Here is a 19,476-nt window from a genome sequence, read left to right as displayed (position 1 = left end):
GCCCGCCGCCCTGACAAGATGGACACGTGAGTAGCCAAGCGTGGATCATCCTCGCGGCCGTTCTGGCCGTCCTTGTCGTCGCACTCGTCACCGGGCTGGTGCTGTCCCGTCGGCGCCGTGTCTCGTTGAAGTCGTCCGACACCCCGACGATCGAGGAGCAGAAAGACCGTTCCGGTGGGTACAAGGCGGGCGGTGGATTCTCCTTCAGCCAGGGCACCGCAACCGCCGAGCCCGAGCCCGTCGTCAGACCCGAGCCCGTCGTCAGGCCCGAACCAGTCGTCGAGCCGTCACCCGAGCCACTGCCGACGCCGGAGCCGACTCCCGAGCCTGAGCCGACTCCCGAGCCTGAGCCGGCACCGGAGACCCAGCCGACACCGGAGCCCGAGCCGGCACCGGAGCCCGAGCCGGCACCGGAGCCCGAGCCGGCACCGGAGCCCCAGCCGACACCGGAGCCCGAGCCGGCCGGCCGAGTCCTCGACGACATCGCGCCCACCGACGGGCGGCTCGATCGACTTCGCGGCCGGTTGTCACGGTCGCAATCCGCCGTGGGCAAGAGCCTGTTGGGCCTGCTCGGCGGTGGAGACCTGGACGAGGACTCGTGGGAAGAGGTCGAGGACACGCTGCTGATCGCGGACCTCGGATCGACCACGACGCAGGAAATCATGACGGCACTGCGGCAGCAGATGGCAGCGAGGAGCATCAGAACCGAGGCCGACGCGCGGGCGCTGCTGAAGGAGATTCTGGTGTCTCAGCTGCGCCCCGAGCTCGATCGCTCGATCAAGGCCCTGCCACACGAAGGAACTCCTGCGGTTCTGTTGGTGGTCGGAGTGAACGGCACCGGAAAGACGACCACCACGGGCAAGCTTGCGCGCGTGCTGGTGGCGGACGGCCGTCGAGTTCTGCTCGGCGCGGCGGACACGTTCCGTGCTGCTGCTGCGGACCAATTGCAGACTTGGGCCGAGCGAGTCGGTGCCGACGTCGTGCGGGGCAAGGAAGGCGCTGATCCGGCCGCAGTCGCGTTCGATGCCGTGACCAAGGGTATCGAGCAGGGCGTGGACGTCGTCGTGGTCGACACGGCGGGTCGGTTGCACACCAAGTCCGGGTTGATGGACGAGCTCGGCAAGGTGAAGCGTGTGATCGAGAAGCGCGCGCGGGTCGACGACGTGCTCCTCGTGCTCGACGCCACCGTCGGCCAGAACGGGTTGACCCAGGCCCGGGTGTTCGCAGAAGTGGTGAACATCACCGGCGTCGCGCTCACCAAGCTCGACGGTACGGCGAAGGGCGGCATCGTCTTCCAGGTGCAACGTGAGCTCGGTGTGCCCGTGAAACTCGTCGGTCTCGGCGAGGGTGCGGACGATCTCGCGCCCTTCGAGCCGGAGGCATTCGTCGACGCGTTGCTCGGCTGATTCCGTTCCCTGATTTCGGACCGCGTGAGGGCTCACGCCGTCCGAAATCGGGTGAGCGCGGGATTGCGAAAAATACGAATGGCCTGGACGAAACGTATTGGCAACAGATTTCGCCCATGCGTTCACATGAGCGAAACACCAGAGTGTCATCGATGAAACTTCTTAAAACCACTCTTTGTTCTTGACGGCGCACCGACCGGTAGCGCAGGAGAAATGGAGGGTGTACGTGAGTCCCGAGGATGTATTGGCCAACTCCGGCAACGCCGCTTGGATGCTGATCGCAGCATCACTGGTGCTGCTGATGACGCCGGGCCTGGCGTTCTTCTACGGCGGAATGTCGCAGCAGAAATCCGTCCTGAACATGATGATGATGTCGTTCGGGTCGATGACCGTCGTCGCGATCATCTACTTCCTGTGGGGATGGTCGATGTCGTACGGAACCGAGGACATCGGCGGCCTGTTCGCCAACCCCTTCGAGTTCTTCGGTCTCAAGGATTCCATCACCGACGCCGACGGTAACTTCATCGCCGGAGCGTGGGGATACGCCAACATCATCGATGTTGCATTCCAGGTCACCTTCGCGATCATCACCGTCGCCCTGATCTCCGGCTCCATCGCAGGCCGCGTCAAGTACGGAACGTGGCTCGCATTCGCAGGTATCTGGGTCACCCTCGCGTACTTCCCGCTCGCACACATGGTGTGGGGTGGCGGACTGCTCTCGGGCTCCGAGGACGGGCTCGCCGCGAAGATCTTCGGCACCACCGACGACGGAGAAGGCGGACTGGTCGCCTCGGTCGCGCCGATCGACTTCGCCGGAGGCACGGTCGTTCACATCAACGCCGGCATCGCAGGCCTCGTCCTGGCCCTCATCATCGGCAAGCGCATCGGCTTCGGCAAGATCGCCTTCCGGCCGCACAACCTCCCGTTCGTCATGCTCGGTGCGGCACTCCTGTGGTTCGGTTGGTTCGGCTTCAACGCCGGTTCCGCCTTCGCTGCCGACGGCGCAGCCGGACTCGCCTGGGTCAACACCACTGCCGCCACCGCGGCCGCCATCGCAGGCTGGCTCATCACCGAGCGCATCCGCGACGGACACGCCACCAGCCTCGGTGCCGCGTCGGGCATCGTCGCAGGCCTCGTGGCCATCACCCCCGCCGCGGGAGCACTCACGCCTGTCGGCTCGATGATCCTCGGCGTCATCGCAGGTGTCCTCTCCGCACTTGCTGTCGGCCTGAAGTTCAAGTTCGGTTACGACGACTCGCTCGACGTCGTCGGCGTGCACCTCGTCGCCGGCCTCTGGGGCACCATCGCGATCGGCTTCCTCGGTTCCGAGACCGGCCTGTTCTACGGTGGTGACTACAAGCAGCTCGTCGTGCAGATCGTGATCGCGCTGTTCGCACTCATCTTCACCGCCATCGTCACCGCGGTCATCGCCTTTGCTCTCAAGCCGCTCGGGTGGCGTGTGTCCGACGAGGAAGAAGCCAACGGAATCGACGAGGCAGAACACGCCGAGACCGCGTACGACTTCGCCTGACAAGGTAGAGATAAGAGCGAGAACTCTCGCTCCGCATGCAACCGGGCACATCAAGAGCTTGTGAAGGGAAGCAGAACAATGAAGCTGATCACGGCAATCGTCAAACCGTTCACGCTGGAGGACGTCAAGACGGGCCTCGAACAGGCCGGCGTGCTTGGCATGACGGTCAGTGAAGTTCAGGGATACGGGCGCCAGAAGGGCCACACCGAGGTCTACCGCGGCGCCGAGTACTCCGTGGACTTCGTTCCGAAGGTGCGCGTCGAGGTCGTCGTCGACGACGCGGCGGTCGAGAAGGTCGTCGAGGTCATCGTCGAAGCCGCTCGCACCGGCAAGATCGGCGACGGCAAGGTATGGGTCTCGCCGGTCGACTCGGTCATCCGAGTGCGTACCGGAGAACGTGGCGCCGATGCGCTCTGACCCACACGGGTCTCGGACAGGCGGCCTCGATTCCTCGGCTCACGCCGGGGGATCGGGGCCGTCGGTCTCGAAGGGCTCCACACCGAAGGGCTCGGCGTCGAACGACAGGTCCGGCGCGGCCGCCGACCTCGCGCGCGCCAGGAAACAGCTGCTCGACGGCGGGGCACGCAACCGTCGACTCGACGCGCCCTCGCTGCGGCAAGCCCTCGTCGATCTACACGAGTTCTGGCTCACCACCAAGGGATCCGAGCTGGGAATCAAACCCGATTCGGGATTCGCGATCGTGGCTGTCGGTGGCCTCGCGCGGCGCGAACTGCTTCCGTACTCCGATCTCGACCTGATTCTGCTGCACGACGACATGAGCCCCGAGATCGTCGCCGAGGTCGCCGACAAACTCTGGTATCCGCTGTGGGACGCGCACATCAAGCTCGACCACAGCGTGCGGACGGTGCCGCAGGCACTGCAGGTCGCCGCGACGGACATGACCGCGGCGCTCGGGATGCTCGAAGCTCGTCACATCGCCGGTGACGTGGAACTGAGCAATTTGCTGATCGGCGGGGTACGTAGGGAGTGGCGTACCGGAATACGGTCGCGCTTCGACGAACTCATCACCCAGACCTCCTCGCGGTGGTCCAGAAGCGGTGAAATCGCCCACCGCGCCGAACCTGATCTCAAGAGTGGCCGGGGCGGGCTCCGCGACGTCCAGCTCCTCGACGCCCTCGCCATCGCGCAACTGACCGACGGTATGCCCGGTCTCGGCCCGTCGTCTCCCGGCGGCGGACTGGCCTTCGCGCACGGTCGACTTCTCGATGTCCGCACCGAACTTCACCGTGTCGCCGGTCGAGCGCGCGATCAACTGCGGGCACAGGACGCCGACGAGATCGGTGCCGCGTTGCGTATCGGCGATCGATTCGATCTCGCGCGCGTTCTCAGCGACTCGGCCCGAACCATCAGCTATTCCGTGGACGTGGGTTTGCGTACTGCGGGGAACTCCCTTCCACGACGCGGGCTCTCGCGGCTGCGCCGCGCACCGGTCCGTCGCCCGCTGGACGAGGGAGTCGTCGAGCATGCAGGCGAAGTGGTGCTCGCGCGCGATGCACGTCCGGGGAAGGATCCCGGACTGATCACGCGAGTGGCCGCCGCGTCGGCGCAGACGGGGATGCCGATGTCGGCGTCGACGCTCAATCGATTGTCCGACAGCGCACCCGAACTGCGCGAGCCGTGGCCGAAGGAAGCGTTCAACGACTTGCTCGTTCTGCTCGGTTCCGGACGTCGCGCCATTGCCGCGATCGAAGCGCTTGACCGAACAGGGTTGTGGGGTCGGTTGATTCCCGAATGGGGTGCGGTGCGGGATCTTCCGCCCCGCGACGCCGTGCACACCTGGACGGTGGATCGGCACCTCGTCGAAACCGCCGCGTACGCAAGTGCTCTGACGACACGGGTGGCTCGCCCGGATCTTCTGGTGCTCGGCGCTTTGATCCACGACATCGGAAAGGGACGCGGGGGAGACCACAGTGTGGTCGGCGCGGAACTCGCCACGCAGATCGGAAACAGGCTGGGACTGTGGCCGTCGGACGTCGCATTGCTCAGTGCAATGGTTCGCTATCACCTTCTCCTTCCGGAGACCGCGACCCGCCGCGACCTCGACGACCCGGCGACGGTGGAGACCGTCGTGAACACTCTCGGTGCGGACACGGTTCTGCTGGAACTGCTGCATGCACTCGCCGAAGCCGATTCCCTCGCGACCGGGCCCGGAGTATGGGGTGACTGGAAGGCGTCGTTGATCCGGGAACTCGTGCGCCGATGCCGCATGGTGATGGCGGGCGAAAGCCTGCCGACGCCCGACCCGCTCGATCCCGCGCACATCGCTCTGGCGGAGAAGGGCGGCGTACACGTCGATCTGCAGCCGACCGACGGTATGCACACCTATGTCGTAACCGTCGTCGCTCCGGACACACCGGGTCTGCTGTCCGACGCTGCCGGTGTGCTCGCGCTGCACTCGTTGCGCGTGCTGTCGGCGTCGCTGGGCAGTCACGACGGTTCGGCGGTCAATTCGTTCGCCGTCGCGCCGCTGTTCGGGACGCCGCCTCAAGCTGGGCTGCTGCGTCAGGAGATCATTCGTGCCCAGGCGGGTGAACTGGACCTGATCGCGTTGCTCGATGCCAAGGAACGGGACGCTCAGCCGATTCCGCTGGACGATCGGGCCGGGGAGTCGACCGAGCCGGAGGACGACTCGGCAGTTCCTGTCGTGTACGCGCAAGCGCCTCCGCGGGTGCTGTGGTTCGACGGGTCGGACTCGGGGCAGGTGGTGCTCGAGCTCAGAGCCGAGGACAGGCTCGGGCTGCTGTGCCGTCTTGCGACTGCGTTGGAGAAGCTGGGCGCGGACGTGAGATGGGCGCGGGTGGCCACGCTCGGTACGTCCGTCGTCGATGCGTTCTGCATCGATCTGTCGGGAACCGACACGCGGGCGACGAGGGAGGACATCGAGCGAGCGCTGCTCGCGGTGGTCCCCGCTCCGGAACCACCGAAACCTCCGGAAAAGCCGGAAGGAACCTGACCCGGCGTACCGATCGACGCGCCGTTCCGACTGCGCTTGTGAGTTTTCATAAAGATTCGGTTACGGTGTCTGCGGGCGAGATCGTTTTGTTACGTTTCTCGCCACAGGAACAACTTGTGAACGAGAGCGCAATGCATGCGAAACAGCCCTGCTCGGGGCGTTTTTCCATGCCTCGCCGACGACTGATGAGGTACTGACTGTGGGAGCCCACCGGCGGTCGAACATTTATGTTCCGACCACGACAGATTCGACGACACCACGCGGGCGTCACAGAGCTCAGGACGATTCGAAGGATTCGGGAATCAAGACGGCGACCATCGTCGCCGCAACAGGTGCGATCGTCGCCGGTGCGGCGCAACTGGGAACCGGGACCGCCACGGCGGCTCCGGCTCCGCTGCCCGACGCCCCCGCGGCGAGTCAAGCCTTCGGGATTCCGCAGAATCTGCTTCCCGCGGGCTTCGAGTTGCCCGCCGGAGTTCAATTGCCGGAGAACCTGATTCCGGAGGGCTTCCAGTTGCCGCCGGGTGTCGAGATCCCGGACACCTCTGATCTGCCCGCACTGGGTCTTCCCGATGTCGGTGCCGCGGCGCAGGATCTGCTGCAGGGGCTTGCACCTCTCAAGGACAAAGCAGTGCAGCCGGTGTCCGGAGTGTTGACCTCCACGTTCGGTCAGCGCTGGGGTACGCACCACGGCGGGATCGACATCGCTGCCCCGATCGGCACGCCGGTACTCGCAGCCGCCGACGGAGTGGTGACGGCCGCGGGACCTGCGTCCGGTTTCGGTCTGTGGGTCAAAGTGCTGCACGCCGACGGGACCGAGACGGTCTACGGCCACGTGGACACCTACGAGGTCGCCGAAGGGCAGCAGGTCGCCGCAGGTCAGCAGATCGCGACGGTCGGAAATCGCGGCCAGTCCACCGGCCCGCACCTTCACTTCGAGGTGCACGACGCATCCGGGATCAAGACCGATCCGTCCGTCTGGCTGGCCACGCGGGGAGTGTCCGTCACGTGGAACGACACCGCGCGCAACGCTTGACCGAGCACGCGCTGTCCACGCCTCACCGCCGCGGGCGCTAGGCTGGGTGCGACGTACGTGGCGGGGCGGCAGGCTCGACCCGCTGTCGGCTAATACTCGCTATCGGCTCAGGAGTGCAATCGGTGTTCGAATCCCTTTCCGACAGGTTGACCGGAACCCTCAAGGACCTGCGGGGCAAGGGGCGGCTCTCCGGTGCCGACATCGACGCCACGGCCCGTGAGATCCGGCTCGCGTTGCTCGAGGCCGACGTGGCTCTGCCCGTCGTCCGCGAGTTCATCACCCGCATCAAGACGCGCGCCAAGGGCGCGGAGGTCTCGGGTGCTCTCAACCCTGCGCAGCAGGTCGTCAAGATCGTCAACGAGGAACTCGTCGGGATCCTCGGAGGCGAGACCCGCCGCCTGCAGTTCGCGAAGACCCCGCCGACGGTGATCATGCTCGCCGGTCTTCAGGGATCGGGTAAGACCACGCTGGCGGGCAAGCTGGCCAGGTGGCTGAAGGACCAGGGGCACACACCCTTGCTCGTCGCGTGCGACCTCCAGCGCCCGGGCGCAGTCAGCCAGCTGCAGATCGTCGGTGAACGAGCAGGCGCAACAGTGTTCGCGCCGCACCCGGGAACGTCCATCGGCGGCGGGGAGAACGCGCTCGGCATCTCGGCAGCCGATCCCGTCGAGGTCGCACGCGCAGGCGTCGCCGAGGCTCGCGCCAAACAATTCGACATCGTCATCGTCGACACCGCAGGCCGCCTAGGTATCGACACCGACCTGATGAACCAGGCCGCGGGTATTCGCGACGCGGTTCAGCCGGACGAAACACTGTTCGTCCTCGACGCGATGGTCGGCCAGGACGCGGTCAGCACCGCGCAGGCCTTCCGGGACGGCGTCGGATTCACCGGTGTCGTACTGACCAAGCTCGACGGCGACGCACGCGGCGGCGCGGCACTGAGCGTCCGCGAGGTGACCGGCGAGCCCATCATGTTCGCGTCGACCGGTGAGAAGCTCGAGGACTTCGACGTCTTCCACCCCGACCGCATGGCCAGCCGCATCCTCGGTATGGGTGACGTACTCAGCCTGATCGAGCAGGCCGAGCAGCATTTCGACGCCGAGCAGGCCGAGGCCACGGCCAACAAGATCGGCTCCGGCCAGCTCACGCTCGACGACTTCCTCGAACAGATGATGGCCGTTCGCAAGATGGGCCCCATCGGCAATCTCCTGGGCATGCTGCCCGGCGCCGGCCAGATGAAAGAACTGGCCAACGTCGACGAGAAGCAGTTGGATCGAGTGCAGGCGATCATTCGCGGCATGACGCCGCAGGAGCGCACCGACCCCAAGATCATCAACGCGTCACGTCGTCTGCGTATCGCCAACGGCTCGGGCGTGAAGGTCTCCGACGTCAACCAACTCGTCGATCGTTTCTTCGAAGCTCGAAAGATGATGTCCGCCATGGCAGGCCGGATGGGCATGCCGGGCGCGCGCAAGCAGGTCAGGAACAAGAAGGGCAAGAAAGGCAAGAAGGGCGGTCGGGGGCCGACTCAGCCCAAGATCCGCGGCGGCTTCCCGGGCATGCCCGGAGGTATGCCTGCGGGCATGCCGGACCTGTCGTCCATGCCCAAAGGGCTCGACCAGCTTCCTCCGGGACTCGAAGGCATCGACCTGTCACAGCTGAAGCTGCCGAAGAAGTAGATCGGCCGTGGCCGCGTATCGGGTACGAGGACGGGCACTTCCGTCCGAGAGCCTCGTCGAGATCTGGATAGTCGACGGCGCGGTGTCGTCGGAGCCCGTCGCGGGAGCCGACACGCTTGCGGACGACGGTTGGATCCTTCCCGGGCTGGTCGACGCGCACTGCCACGTCGGCATCAAGTACGGCGGCGGCCACGAGGATCTGGCGGGGTCGATCGAGCAGGCCCGCACCGAACGTGACGTGGGGGCTCTGCTGTTGCGCGACGCCGGATCACCGGTGGACACGCGTGTCCTCGACGACTACGAGGACCTGCCGCGAATCATTCGGGCGGGACGGCACATAGCGTCGCCGAAGCGGTACATCCCCGGTCTGGCGGTGGACATCGAGGACGAATCGCAGTTACCCGACGCCGTCCGTCAGCAAGCCCGATTCGGGGACGGTTGGGTCAAGCTCGTGGGGGACTGGATCGACCGCAGTGTCGGGGATCTGCGCCCGCTGTGGGACGAACAGATCTTGAAGGCAGCGATCGACGCCGCCCACGAGGAGGGTGCACGCGTCACCGCGCACGTGTTCGGTGAGGATGCGCTGCCCGGGTTGATCGGTGCGGGCATCGACTGCATCGAGCACGGTACCGGGCTGACCGACGAGACCGTGGACATGATGGTCGAGCACGGGACCGCACTGGTACCGACACTCGTCAACATCGAGACCTTCCCGTCGATCGCCGATTCCGCGACGAAGTATCCGGTGTACGCACGCCACATGCGCGACCTGCATTCACGCGTCGCGGACACGGTGGGTCGCGCGCACGACGCGGGTGTGCCCATCTTCGCGGGCACCGACGCAGGCGGATCGATTCGGCACGGCCGGATCGCCGACGAGGTCCATGCACTCACCCGTATCGGGATGTCTCCCACCGACGCACTCGGCGCTGCCAGTTGGAACGCGCGGACCTGGCTCGGCCAAGCCGGTCTCGAGCACGGGGCGCCGGCCGATCTGCTCGTGTACTCCGAGGACCCACGAACCGGGCCGGATGTACTGTCCTCGCCCGACGTGATCGTATTGCGCGGAATTCCGACCAAGCGCCCAGCGTGACATCACCCTACGGACCCGACCCGCGCACCGGCCCCGACCGGTCCGGCGAGCCCAGCTGGACGGGGATGGCACCGATGAATGCGGTGCACCACGACAGTTCCGGTTCTGCCTCGTACTGGCGAGCCGAGGAGGCCGCCGCGCGCCGACGGCCGCGTGGTCGGTGGGGAATCCCGGCGGCGTCGACGGTACTGCTCGTCAACCTCGCGGGCTTCCTTCTCGCGCCCCTGGTGTTCGACACCGACGTGCCGGGCGTCTACGTGTTGGCGATCATGCTTCCGAGCCTGGCTGCCCTGACGTTGTCGCTCGCGATCAGCTGGAGGCGCGGCAACGGGCCCGTCGTCGACTTCGGCCTTCCCACCTCCGCGACGGAGTTCGGCAACCAACTCAGAACGGGTCTGATCTGGGGTCTTGCAGCGTTGGCGGGCGCGATCGTGCTGGCCTTGGTCGTACTGTCGCAGACGGACCTGGGGGACCAGGTGCCCCTCGCCGGGCTCGGGGTGTTGTCGCCGACGTGGAAAATCGTTCTGGCTCTGTGGATCTGGCTCGGTGCACCGTTCTGTGAGGAGGTGATGTTTCGCGGCATGGCCTGGGGCGCTCTCGAACGGCGTGTACCCCCGATGCGGGGTGCGTGGCTGGGAAACAAGTGGGTGATTCTCGTCGTCACCGCTGTTGCGTTCGCGCTCTGGCACCGGGAGGGATGGCGGCTCGTGATTCTCGTGTGGGGAGGCCTGGCCATCGGTATCGCACGCATGAGATCCGGCTCGGTGATGTCGTCGACGATCGCCCACTCGACCAACAATGCGCTCCCTGCGCTGGCGATTCTGCTCGTCGCTTGACACCGATTAACCGACATCGGGGTGCGTCTGGCACAATAAGACGCTGTTCGCCCGTCACCGGTTACGTACCGTACGGCGGTCACAACACCCCCATCAACGCAAAACCGGGTGCGCAGTCCGTGCGCACCGCTGAATTGCGCCGTGACCACAACGAAAGAGGCTTCACCTTCATGGCTGTCAAGATCAAGCTCATGCGTATCGGCAAGATCCGCACCCCGCACTACCGCGTCGTCATCGCCGACTCTCGCACCCGCCGCAACGGCCGTGCGATCGAGACCATCGGCAAGTACGAGCCCAAGCAGGACCCCAGCATCATCGACATCGACTCCGAGCGCGCACAGTACTGGCTGGGCGTCGGTGCTCTGCCGACCGAGCCCGTCGAGGCTCTGCTGAAGATCACCGGTGACTGGCAGAAGTTCAAGGGCCTCCCCGGCGCCGAGGGCACCCTGCGCGTCGCAGAGCCCAAGCCGTCCAAGCTGGACCTGTTCAACGCAGCACTCGCTCAGGCCGACGCCGAGCCGCTCGGTGACGCAACCACGGCAAAGAAGAAGAAGGCCCCCAAGGCCGACGACGCTGCAAAGGCCGACGACGCCGCTGCCACCGAGACGGCAGACGCGCCGGCCGCCGAGGCTGCTGAGAAGTGAGTGCAGTTGTCGCCGATGCCGTCGAACATCTCGTTCGCGGCATCGTCGCCAATCCTGACGACGTACGCGTCGAGCTGATCACCGGACGCCGCGGGCGCACCGTCGAGGTGCACGTGCATCCCGACGATCTCGGCAAGGTGATCGGACGCGGCGGCCGCACGGCCACCGCGCTGCGCACGCTCGTCTCCGGTATCGGCGGACGCGGAATCCGCGTCGACGTCGTCGACACCGATCAATAAGAACCGACGATGGAACTCGTAGTCGGTCGTGTGGCGAAGTCGCACGGCGTCAAAGGGGAGCTGGTCGTCGAGGTTCGCACCGACGATCCCGATGCCCGCTTCGCCGTCGGCTCGGAGCTTCGCGGACGTGCACCACGTAACCGAACCGACACGATGTCCTACACAGTGGAAGCCGCCCGGGAACACTCCGGGCGGCTTCTGCTGCGCTTGAAGGGCATAGCGGACCGGGCGGCCGCCGATGCCCTTCGAGGCACCCTGTTCTTCGTCGAGTCGGACGACCTGCCCCCGTCCGACGATCCGGACGAATTCTACGACCACGAACTGGAAGGACTGTCGGTCCGCCACGTCGACGGCACCGAGGTCGGGACGGTGAAGGAAGTGCTCCACTCCGCCGCGGGAGAGCTGCTGTCGATCTCACCGGCCGACGGATCCCGCGCCGAGATTCTGGTCCCGTTCGTCGCGGCGATCGTCACGTCCGTATCGCTGACCGACGGTGTCGTGATCGATCCACCCGAGGGTTTGCTGGATCCGGAGCCCTGATGCGCCTCTCCGTGGTGACCATCTTCCCGGAGTATCTGGAGCCGCTTCGAACAGCGTTGCTGGGCAAGGCAATCGACAAGGGTCTCGTGTCCGTCGATGTGCACGATCTGCGCGCCTGGACCCACGACGTGCACAAGGCCGTCGACGATTCTCCGTACGGCGGTGGACCGGGAATGGTCATGAAGCCCACGGTGTGGGGTGATGCGCTCGACGACGTTCTGACGCCGGAGTCTCTTCTGGTCGTTCCCACCCCTGCCGGGGTGCCGTTCACGCAGCGCACAGCCGAAAGATGGTCTCGGGAACAGCATCTGGTGTTCGCGTGCGGACGTTACGAGGGTATCGACCAACGGGTATTCGACGAAGCCTCGACGCGTGTACGCGTCGAGGAAGTGAGCATCGGCGATTACGTGCTCATCGGCGGTGAAGCCGCCGTGCTCGTCATGAGCGAAGCCGTCGTGAGACTGATGCCGGGCGTACTCGGAAACCAACAATCCCATCAGGAGGATTCGTTCTCCGACGGGTTGTTGGAAGGGCCGAGCTACACGCGACCGGTGACGTGGAGAGGGCACGACGTCCCCGACGTTCTGCTCTCCGGTGACCACGCCAGAATCGCGGCGTGGCGGCGCGAACAGTCCCTTGCCCGGACGCGGGAACGACGACCGGACCTGCTCGCCGATTCGGACGGGCAGTCCGACCTGTAAAAGCCCGGTCAGTCGACCTTCCCGTCCGGGAACAACATCGTCACGAACCCGGTGAGTGTGTCACGCGCATGCTGAGCGCTGCTGTCGTCGGTCACGTCCACCACGGCGGTATCGGGGTAGTGATCCATGTCGTCCTCGTAGTGGATCTCTTCCCGCGAGATCAAGGCCACCACGAATCGGTTGTCGACGCCCACGGTGCCGGTGGACAGATGCAGCCAGCGATCCGCGATGCAACACATCCACCCCTGCTTGATGGCGTGCACCGGCTCACCGGGAAGTCCGTCCACGATGCCGAAATGCTGGTGATAACCGTCGGTGGCCACGGGAGTCGACTCGCGGAGAAGGCCGATCATGAGCGAGGTCGACGCGGGGGACAGCCCACCGGACCCGTCGAGCACCGCAGAGTAGTAGCGCACGAGTTCGGCGGCCGTCGTCGTCGTGTTCCACCACTGGCCGTCCCACGGCGGCGCCGTTGCGGTCAGCTCGTATCGCTGCGCGATGCGCGTGACGATGTCACCCGCGCCGTACTTGTACCAGAGGGTGTTCGCGGCGTTGTCGTCCGACGACTCGAGCATCGTCGTCATCGCCTCCAGGTCGTCGGCGTCGACCGGTACGCCTGCCAGTTCCGCGCCCTTCAGCACGTCGTCCGCGATGAAGAGCTTCGACACCGACGCCGTCTCGATCTGTTCGGTGTCACCCGCGGCGAAATAATCTCCGGTCACGCGATCCAACAACGCGAAGTCCACGTCGGCGCCACGTTCGGCGGAGGAACGGAGTGCTTCGGGGATGCGGGAGTCGAGGTCGAGGTCGTCGACGACCTCGGTATCGGGAAATGGTGATTCGCTCGTGCTCGGAGTGCCGCTGACGGCCGAGTCCTCGGGGACGCTGCAGCCAGAGAAGAGAACCGTTATCGCGGCGAGGAGTGCGGCGCAGGAAACTGCCAGGACTTGCATCGGCCTGGACATCTCGAGTTCTCCCACACTGGTCCGTCGAACAACATGTCCCACACTAGCTGTAGGGTCGTGCGCCGTGACGATTGCTCTGAAAACTGTGAACAAGCGCATAGCCGAGGAACTCGACGTCCGCGAGGATCAGGTCGCCGCAGCGGTGGACCTTCTCGACGGCGGATCGACGGTCCCGTTCATCGCCCGGTACCGCAAGGAAGTCACCGGCATGCTCGACGACGCGCAACTGCGGCAACTCGAAGAGCGCCTACGCTACCTGCGTGAGCTCGACGAGCGTCGTGACGCAGTCATCGAGTCCATTCGCTCGCAGGGAAAGCTGGACGAGGCGCTCGAACAGTCGTTGATGCTCGCCGAGACCAAAGCCCGTGTCGAAGACATCTACCTGCCGTTCAAGCCGAAGCGGCGCACCAAGGCTCAGATCGCTCGCGAAGCCGGCCACGAACCGGTCGCCGACGCACTCATCACGAACCCCGACACCGATCCTGCGTCGTTCGACACCGAGCAACTCGACGGTGCGCGGGCCATTCTGGTCGAGCGGTTCGCCGAGGACGCCGATCTCGTCGGTGAGCTTCGTGAACTCATGTGGACCCGTGGTCAGTTGACCTCCACGGTGCGCAAGGGCAAAGAAGACGAGGGCGCGAAGTTCGCCGATTACTTCGAATTCTCCGAGCCGTTCACGACCCTGCCGTCGCACCGCATTCTCGCTGCACTGCGTGGAGAGAAGGAGGAGGTGCTCTCGCTCGGCCTCGAACCCGAGCAGGAGGAGCAGGCCCCCGGCGTCCCGACGGTGTACGAAGGTCGAATCGCCGCGAAGTTCGGCATCGCGGATCGTGGTCGTCTCGCGGACCGCTGGTTGCTCGACACCGTCCGGTGGGCGTGGCGAACCAAGCTCGTGGTGACGCTCGCGATCGACGTTCGCATGCGACTGCGTCAGTCCGCGGAGAAGGACGCCGTCGACGTGTTCGCCTCCAACCTGAAGGACCTGTTGCTCGCGGCACCGGCAGGCAACCGCGCGACGATGGGGCTCGACCCGGGGTTCCGCACCGGAACCAAGGTCGCCGTCGTGGATTCCACCGGAAAGGTCGTGGACTACGACACGATCTATCCGCACAAGCCGCAGGGCAAGTGGGATCAGGCTCTGGCCACCCTGGCAGCGTTGGCGGCCAAACATTCCGTGCAGCTCATCGCCATCGGCAACGGCACTGCGTCACGCGAGACCGATTCGTTGGCGGCGGAGCTGATCGCGAAGTACCCGGCGGCAGGTCTGACCAAGATCGTCGTGTCCGAGGCAGGCGCGTCGGTCTATTCCGCTTCGGCCTACGCATCGAGCGAGCTTCCCGAGCTCGACGTGTCCATCCGCGGTGCGGTGTCGATCGCGCGTCGTCTCCAGGATCCGCTGGCCGAGCTGGTCAAGATCGATCCCAAATCCATCGGTGTCGGCCAGTATCAGCACGACATCTCCGAGTCCCTTCTCGCGCGCTCGCTCGGTGCCGTCGTCGAAGACGCGGTGAACGCGGTGGGTGTGGATGTCAACACGGCTTCGGTGCCGCTGTTGTCCCGTGTGTCCGGCATCGCCGGGTCCTTGGCGGAAAGTATCGTGGCGCACCGCGATCAACACGGTCCGTTCGCCAGCCGATCCAAACTGAAGGATGTTGCGCGCCTGGGCCCCAAGGCATTCGAGCAGTGCGCGGGCTTCCTCCGTATCTCCGGCGGGGACGATCCGCTCGACCGTTCGAGTGTCCACCCCGAGGCATACCCCGTGGTGCGCAAGATCGTCGATTCGGCAGGAGTCGGCGTACGCGAGGTCATCGGCAACACGTCGCTGCTCCGCGGACTCGACCCACGGACCTTCGCCGACGACCGGTTCGGAATCCCGACCGTCAGCGACATCATCACCGAACTCGAGAAGCCCGGCCGTGACCCGCGCCCCGAATTCAAGACGGCCACTTTCGCGGCCGGAATCGAGAAGGTCGCGGATCTTCGGCCCGGGATGACTCTGGAGGGCGTGGTCACCAACGTCGCGGCGTTCGGCGCATTCGTCGACGTCGGTGTGCACCAGGACGGGCTCGTTCACGTCTCCGCGATGTCGCACAACTTCGTCAAGGACCCCAGGGAAGTCGTCAAGAGCGGCGACGTCGTGAAGGTCAAGGTCATGGAGGTCGACATTCCGCGCCAGCGCATCGGGCTGAGTCTGCGCCTCGACGACGAGCCGGGTGCGTCCGCGAAGGACAAGCCGCGCAGCACCGGTGGTCCCCGCGGTGGTGGTTCCCGCGGCGCGGGCGCTCCACGCGGTGGTGACGGCCAGGACCGGCGTCAGCAGCCCCGGCGGGAGAACCGCGGTGGACGGCAGGCCGCCGCGCCTGCCGGTGGGTCGATGGCCGATGCGCTGCGCAAGGCCGGATTCGGTAAGTAGCATGCGACGGGTGGCACGCCCGTCCACGAGGAGCACGATGCAGCGGTGAGTTGGTTGGATCGCGAGATCGTCGCGCACGGACGACTGCCGTTGCTCTGCTTCCTTCTCGGCTTCCTCGCCGGGTTTCTGCTGATCAGGCTCAGCGTCAGGATGATTCGGGCTCAGGTGAAGTGGTGGCCGGGCAACATCACTCCCGGGGGCCAGCACATCCACCACGTCGTCTTTGGGATCGTGCTCATGCTCGTGTCCGGCATCTCGCTCGTTGCGGTGTTCGAGGACGGCACTCGGGAGACGGGAGCCGTCCTCGCAGCCCTGTTCGGCGTGGGCGCTGCACTCGTTCTCGACGAGTTCGCACTGGTGTTCTATCTGAAGGACGTCTACTGGTCCGAGCAGGGCCGAGCATCCGTCGACGCCGTGTTCGTCGCCGTCGCCGGGACGGGGTTGCTGCTGCTCGGTTTTCACCCGCTTGCGCTGCTGAACATCGCCGATATCCGCGCGGACGCCGACCCGGTGATCCGGGCGGGGTTCGTTGCACTGGCGTTGGCCCATCTCGCACTGTGCGCTGTCGTGCTGGCGAAGGGGAAGATCTGGACCGGATTGATCGGGTTGTTCTTCGCTCCCATCCTGTTCGTCGGCGCCCTTCGTCTGGGCAGGCCGGGCTCGCCGTGGGCGCGGTGGCGTTACACCCGCCGACCCCGGAAGATGGAACGCTCGTTGCGGCGAGAACGCACCATTCGTCGTCCCGCGATTCGCGCGAAGATCTACCTGCAGGATCTGGTGGCAGGAAAGCCCAGCATCGACCACGCGCTCGCGGCGACGGAGGACGAACTGGACCGGACAGTTCAGGCGGCGCCTGCCCCGACCGAGTGACACCGGAACGCCCGCCGGCGGTCGCCGAGGCGATTTCGCGTTACCCTCGGTGGTCTGGCACAATGGTCGGGTTGCCTGTACCAGGCACAGACCTAATCGGAGTACGAACCAGCCGAGTTCCGTGTAGTCGGATTTCTTTCCGAACGTGCGGTACCGCTCGGTTCCTCTACTCGTGCGAAGAACGCAAGGATGGCCACACCGATGAACACTCTGGATTTCTTGGACAAGCAGTCGCTGCGCAGCGACATTCCTGACTTCCGTCCCGGCGACACGCTCAACGTGCACGTCAAGGTTATCGAAGGCTCGAAAGAGCGCGTGCAGATCTTCAAGGGCGTCGTGATTCGCCGCCAGGGTGGTGGCGTTCGTGAGACGTTCACCGTTCGTAAGGTGTCGTTCGGCGTCGGTGTCGAGCGCACCTTCCCGGTCCACAGCCCCAACATCGCGCAGATCGACGTCCTCACCCGCGGTGACGTTCGTCGCGCCAAGCTGTACTACCTCCGCGATCTGCGTGGCAAGGCCGCCAAGATCAAGGAAAAGCGCTGAAGTAAGTGCGTCCGGCCGTATTCACACGACAGCCGCATCGCCCCGTCAGGGGTGGTGCGGCTGTCGTGCTTTCGGTGTACCGGTCGATCGCGGAAACCGGGTGCAGCTAATCTGGTGCGGTGTCAGATGCCCCGCAGGATCCACACGATCGATCCGAGTCGCGCTCCGAGGAGCCGACTGCACCCCGTAAGGAAAAGAAGAAGCAGCGTTCGTTCTGGCGTGAACTGCCGATCCTCGTTCTGGTCGCTCTGGTCCTGAGTTTTCTGCTGCAGACATTCATCGCACGCGTGTATCTGATTCCGTCCGAGTCGATGGAGCCGACGCTGCACGGTTGTGCCGGATGCACCGGGGACCGGATCGTCGTGGAGAAGATCGGCTACCGCTTCGGCGATCCGAAACCAGGAGATGTCGTCGTCTTCCGTGGGCCGGATTCGTGGAACAGCGACTTCGTGTCCACGCGATCGGACAACACGATCGTCCGCGGGGCCCAGGAAGTGGGTTCGCTCATCGGCATAGTGGCTCCGGACGAGAACGATCTGGTCAAGCGAGTCATCGCGACCGGTGGCCAAACGGTCGAGTGCTGCGATGATCAGGGACGGGTTCTCGTCGACGGCAAACCGTTGGACGAGCCGTATGTACAAATGGATTTCCCGTTCACGCCAGGGACGTTGACGTGTGACACCGAATTGAAATCCGGACGCTGTTTCCCCGCGGTGACGGTCCCCGAAGGCAACCTGTGGGTCATGGGGGACAACCGAAGCAACTCCGCCGACTCCAGGTTTCACGTATCCGACGAACTGATGGGCACGGTTCCCGTCGACAACGTCATCGGCAAGGCGTTCTTGATCGCACTTCCGCCCTCGCGCTGGGGGACCCTGGACTCCCCGGACATCCAGGGGCAGTGAGCCGACAGCACCGATGGTCAGTACCAGTCGATCGCGTGGCCGCCCGCCGTGGCCACCCCGCCCTGTCATTCGTAGGTCCTCGGGCCTACGGACGATGGAGTCGGCCCTCGATCGAGGCGGTCTGGGACCGGTAGCGGGCGTCGACGAGGCGGGTCGAGGCGCGTGTGCGGGTCCGCTGACCGTGGCAGCCTGCATCCTGGGCCCCAAACCGTACGCGTCGCTGGCCGACCTGAACGATTCGAAGAAGCTGACCGAGAAACGCCGCGAGGAACTGTTCCCCAAGATCACCCGGTTGGCCCTCGCCTGGAGTGTCGTGTTCATCGAGGCCGAGGAAATCGATCGGATCGGCGTCCACGTCGCCAACATCGAGGGGATGCGTCGCGCCGTGGCAGGTCTGGGAACGACTCCCGGTTACGTGTTGACCGACGGGTTCCGGGTGCCGGGCCTGCCGGCTCCATCGCTTCCGGTGATCGGCGGAGACGCGACTGCCGCCTGCATCGCCGCGGCAAGCGTCCTGGCCAAGGTGTCCAGGGATCGGGTCATGGTCGACATGGACTCGCGGTTTCCCGGATATGGTTTCGCGGTGCACAAGGGATACAGCACGAAGGTTCATGCGGCAGCGATGACCGAGCTCGGCCCGTGCGCCGAGCATCGAATGTCGTACGCGAACGTGTCCGCAGCGAAGAGGGGCGCCGACGCGGTTGCATCCGTGCTGGGCCGAATGGACCTGGACGAGCGGAGTGCGCGATGATGAACCTTCGATGTCGAGCAAGAACGAGGATGAGAGAAAACCGATGAGTGCCGAAGATCTCGAAAAGTACGAAACCGAGATGGAGCTCTCGTTGTACCGGGAGTACCGGGACATCGTCGGGCAGTTCAACTACGTCGTGGAAACCGAGCGACGTTTTTATCTCGCCAATTCGGTGGAGCTGATTCCGCACAACGCGGACGGTGAGATCTATTTCGAACTTCGTATGTCCGACGCCTGGGTGTGGGATATGTACCGCCCGGCCCGTTTCGTCAAGCACGTCCGGGTGATCACGTTCAAGGACGTCAACATCGAGGAACTCGAAAAGCCGGACCTCCGGCTGCCCGAGTAGC

At 65.3% G+C, this 19,476-nt stretch carries 18 protein-coding genes and 1 pseudogene; 18 read left to right on the top strand and 1 reads right to left on the bottom strand.

Annotated features, from left to right (window positions below; translation table 11 throughout):
• Positions 1–26: 26 nt before the first annotated feature.
• From ftsY to trmD, 12 genes are all read left to right on the top strand, one after another.
• Positions 27–1,406, top strand: coding sequence for a signal recognition particle-docking protein FtsY (gene ftsY, locus H292_RS0102500; protein WP_020110318.1), 1,380 nt, complete (start codon positions 27–29; stop codon positions 1,404–1,406).
• A gap of 271 nt (positions 1,407–1,677) precedes the next feature.
• Entirely contained in the window at positions 1,678–2,937 is a 1,260-nt protein-coding gene (locus tag H292_RS0102495) for an ammonium transporter (RefSeq protein ID WP_170947592.1), read from the top strand.
• A 78-nt stretch (positions 2,938–3,015) separates the two neighbouring features.
• Positions 3,016–3,354 (top strand): P-II family nitrogen regulator, encoded by a 339-nt coding sequence (locus H292_RS0102490; RefSeq protein ID WP_019664269.1) that lies wholly within the window; start codon positions 3,016–3,018, stop codon positions 3,352–3,354.
• Positions 3,344–5,911: a [protein-PII] uridylyltransferase gene (locus H292_RS0102485; protein ID WP_026347642.1), complete on the top strand. Its 2,568-nt coding sequence runs from the start codon at positions 3,344–3,346 to the stop codon at positions 5,909–5,911. The genes H292_RS0102490 and H292_RS0102485 overlap by 11 nt, the downstream gene beginning before the upstream one ends.
• Positions 5,912–6,110: 199 nt before the next feature.
• A complete protein-coding gene (locus tag H292_RS0102480; RefSeq protein ID WP_020110317.1) occupies positions 6,111–6,947 on the top strand; it encodes a M23 family metallopeptidase in 837 nt (278 codons plus the stop codon).
• A gap of 122 nt (positions 6,948–7,069) precedes the next feature.
• The gene (gene ffh / locus H292_RS0102475; RefSeq protein WP_026347641.1) at positions 7,070–8,626 is read left to right on the top strand and encodes a signal recognition particle protein; all 1,557 of its coding nucleotides are present in this window, start codon (positions 7,070–7,072) and stop codon (positions 8,624–8,626) included.
• A gap of 7 nt (positions 8,627–8,633) precedes the next feature.
• On the top strand, positions 8,634–9,719 hold the full coding sequence (locus H292_RS0102470) for an amidohydrolase family protein (RefSeq protein WP_020110316.1): 1,086 nt from the start codon (positions 8,634–8,636) through the stop codon (positions 9,717–9,719).
• The gene (locus H292_RS0102465; RefSeq protein WP_020110315.1) at positions 9,716–10,555 is read left to right on the top strand and encodes a CPBP family intramembrane glutamic endopeptidase; all 840 of its coding nucleotides are present in this window, start codon (positions 9,716–9,718) and stop codon (positions 10,553–10,555) included. Before H292_RS0102470 ends, H292_RS0102465 begins: the two co-directional genes overlap by 4 nt.
• A gap of 170 nt (positions 10,556–10,725) precedes the next feature.
• Positions 10,726–11,199: a 30S ribosomal protein S16 gene (rpsP, locus tag H292_RS0102460; RefSeq protein ID WP_019664263.1), complete on the top strand. Its 474-nt coding sequence runs from the start codon at positions 10,726–10,728 to the stop codon at positions 11,197–11,199.
• Complete coding sequence (locus tag H292_RS0102455; RefSeq protein ID WP_003939023.1) at positions 11,196–11,438, top strand: RNA-binding protein; 243 nt, start codon at positions 11,196–11,198, stop codon at positions 11,436–11,438. The genes rpsP and H292_RS0102455 overlap by 4 nt, the downstream gene beginning before the upstream one ends.
• 9 nt (positions 11,439–11,447) lie before the next feature.
• A complete protein-coding gene (rimM, locus tag H292_RS0102450) occupies positions 11,448–11,978 on the top strand; it encodes a ribosome maturation factor RimM (RefSeq protein WP_020110314.1) in 531 nt (176 codons plus the stop codon).
• On the top strand, positions 11,978–12,679 hold the full coding sequence (gene trmD, locus H292_RS0102445) for a tRNA (guanosine(37)-N1)-methyltransferase TrmD (protein ID WP_020110313.1): 702 nt from the start codon (positions 11,978–11,980) through the stop codon (positions 12,677–12,679). The genes rimM and trmD overlap by 1 nt, the downstream gene beginning before the upstream one ends.
• A gap of 8 nt (positions 12,680–12,687) precedes the next feature.
• Here trmD and H292_RS0102440 read toward each other — a convergent pair whose 3' ends face one another.
• Entirely contained in the window at positions 12,688–13,644 is a 957-nt protein-coding gene (locus tag H292_RS0102440) for a class A beta-lactamase-related serine hydrolase (RefSeq protein ID WP_231383733.1), read from the bottom strand.
• A gap of 64 nt (positions 13,645–13,708) precedes the next feature.
• On the opposite strand from H292_RS0102440, the gene H292_RS0102435 reads away from it, so the two are divergent.
• The 6 genes and pseudogenes from H292_RS0102435 (at position 13,709) to H292_RS0102410 (ending at position 19,475) form a co-directional block, all read left to right on the top strand.
• Entirely contained in the window at positions 13,709–16,057 is a 2,349-nt protein-coding gene (locus H292_RS0102435; RefSeq protein WP_167336899.1) for a Tex family protein, read from the top strand.
• A gap of 45 nt (positions 16,058–16,102) precedes the next feature.
• Positions 16,103–17,016 (top strand): annotated as a pseudogene (locus H292_RS26700) (hypothetical protein); the annotation flags it as partial.
• A gap of 112 nt (positions 17,017–17,128) precedes the next feature.
• Positions 17,129–17,470, top strand: a complete 342-nt coding sequence (gene rplS / locus H292_RS0102425) for a 50S ribosomal protein L19 (RefSeq protein WP_026347639.1) — start codon at positions 17,129–17,131, stop codon at positions 17,468–17,470.
• Between the two features lie 119 nt (positions 17,471–17,589).
• Complete coding sequence (lepB, locus tag H292_RS0102420; protein WP_019664256.1) at positions 17,590–18,375, top strand: signal peptidase I; 786 nt, start codon at positions 17,590–17,592, stop codon at positions 18,373–18,375.
• A 13-nt stretch (positions 18,376–18,388) separates the two neighbouring features.
• Positions 18,389–19,126 (top strand): ribonuclease HII, encoded by a 738-nt coding sequence (locus tag H292_RS0102415; protein ID WP_080738245.1) that lies wholly within the window; start codon positions 18,389–18,391, stop codon positions 19,124–19,126.
• A 43-nt stretch (positions 19,127–19,169) separates the two neighbouring features.
• Positions 19,170–19,475: a DUF2469 domain-containing protein gene (locus H292_RS0102410; protein WP_019664254.1), complete on the top strand. Its 306-nt coding sequence runs from the start codon at positions 19,170–19,172 to the stop codon at positions 19,473–19,475.
• Position 19,476: the final 1 nt, after the last annotated feature.

It is taken from the genome of Rhodococcus sp. 114MFTsu3.1 (assembly GCF_000383555.1).
GTDB lineage: Bacteria > Actinomycetota > Actinomycetes > Mycobacteriales > Mycobacteriaceae > Rhodococcoides > Rhodococcoides fascians_E.
The sequence above is the reverse complement of the archived record's forward strand: the minus strand, read 5'-3'. Positions and strand labels throughout refer to the sequence as shown.

Excerpts from the sequence above, each read along its gene's own strand:
- H292_RS0102490 (WP_019664269.1), top strand. The coding sequence starts at position 3,016 with ATGAAGCTGATCACGGCAATCGTCAAACCGTTCACGCTGGAGGACGTC.
- H292_RS0102495 (WP_170947592.1), top strand. The coding sequence starts at position 1,678 with ATGCTGATCGCAGCATCACTGGTGCTGCTGATGACGCCGGGCCTGGCG.
- H292_RS0102485 (WP_026347642.1), top strand. The coding sequence starts at position 3,344 with ATGCGCTCTGACCCACACGGGTCTCGGACAGGCGGCCTCGATTCCTCG.
- H292_RS0102415 (WP_080738245.1), top strand. The coding sequence starts at position 18,389 with ATGGTCAGTACCAGTCGATCGCGTGGCCGCCCGCCGTGGCCACCCCGC.
- rpsP (WP_019664263.1), top strand. The coding sequence starts at position 10,726 with ATGGCTGTCAAGATCAAGCTCATGCGTATCGGCAAGATCCGCACCCCG.
- H292_RS0102410 (WP_019664254.1), top strand. The coding sequence starts at position 19,170 with ATGAGTGCCGAAGATCTCGAAAAGTACGAAACCGAGATGGAGCTCTCG.
- rplS (WP_026347639.1), top strand. The coding sequence starts at position 17,129 with ATGAACACTCTGGATTTCTTGGACAAGCAGTCGCTGCGCAGCGACATT.
- H292_RS0102440 (WP_231383733.1), bottom strand. The coding sequence starts at position 13,644 with ATGTCCAGGCCGATGCAAGTCCTGGCAGTTTCCTGCGCCGCACTCCTC.
- rimM (WP_020110314.1), top strand. The coding sequence starts at position 11,448 with ATGGAACTCGTAGTCGGTCGTGTGGCGAAGTCGCACGGCGTCAAAGGG.
- trmD (WP_020110313.1), top strand. The coding sequence starts at position 11,978 with ATGCGCCTCTCCGTGGTGACCATCTTCCCGGAGTATCTGGAGCCGCTT.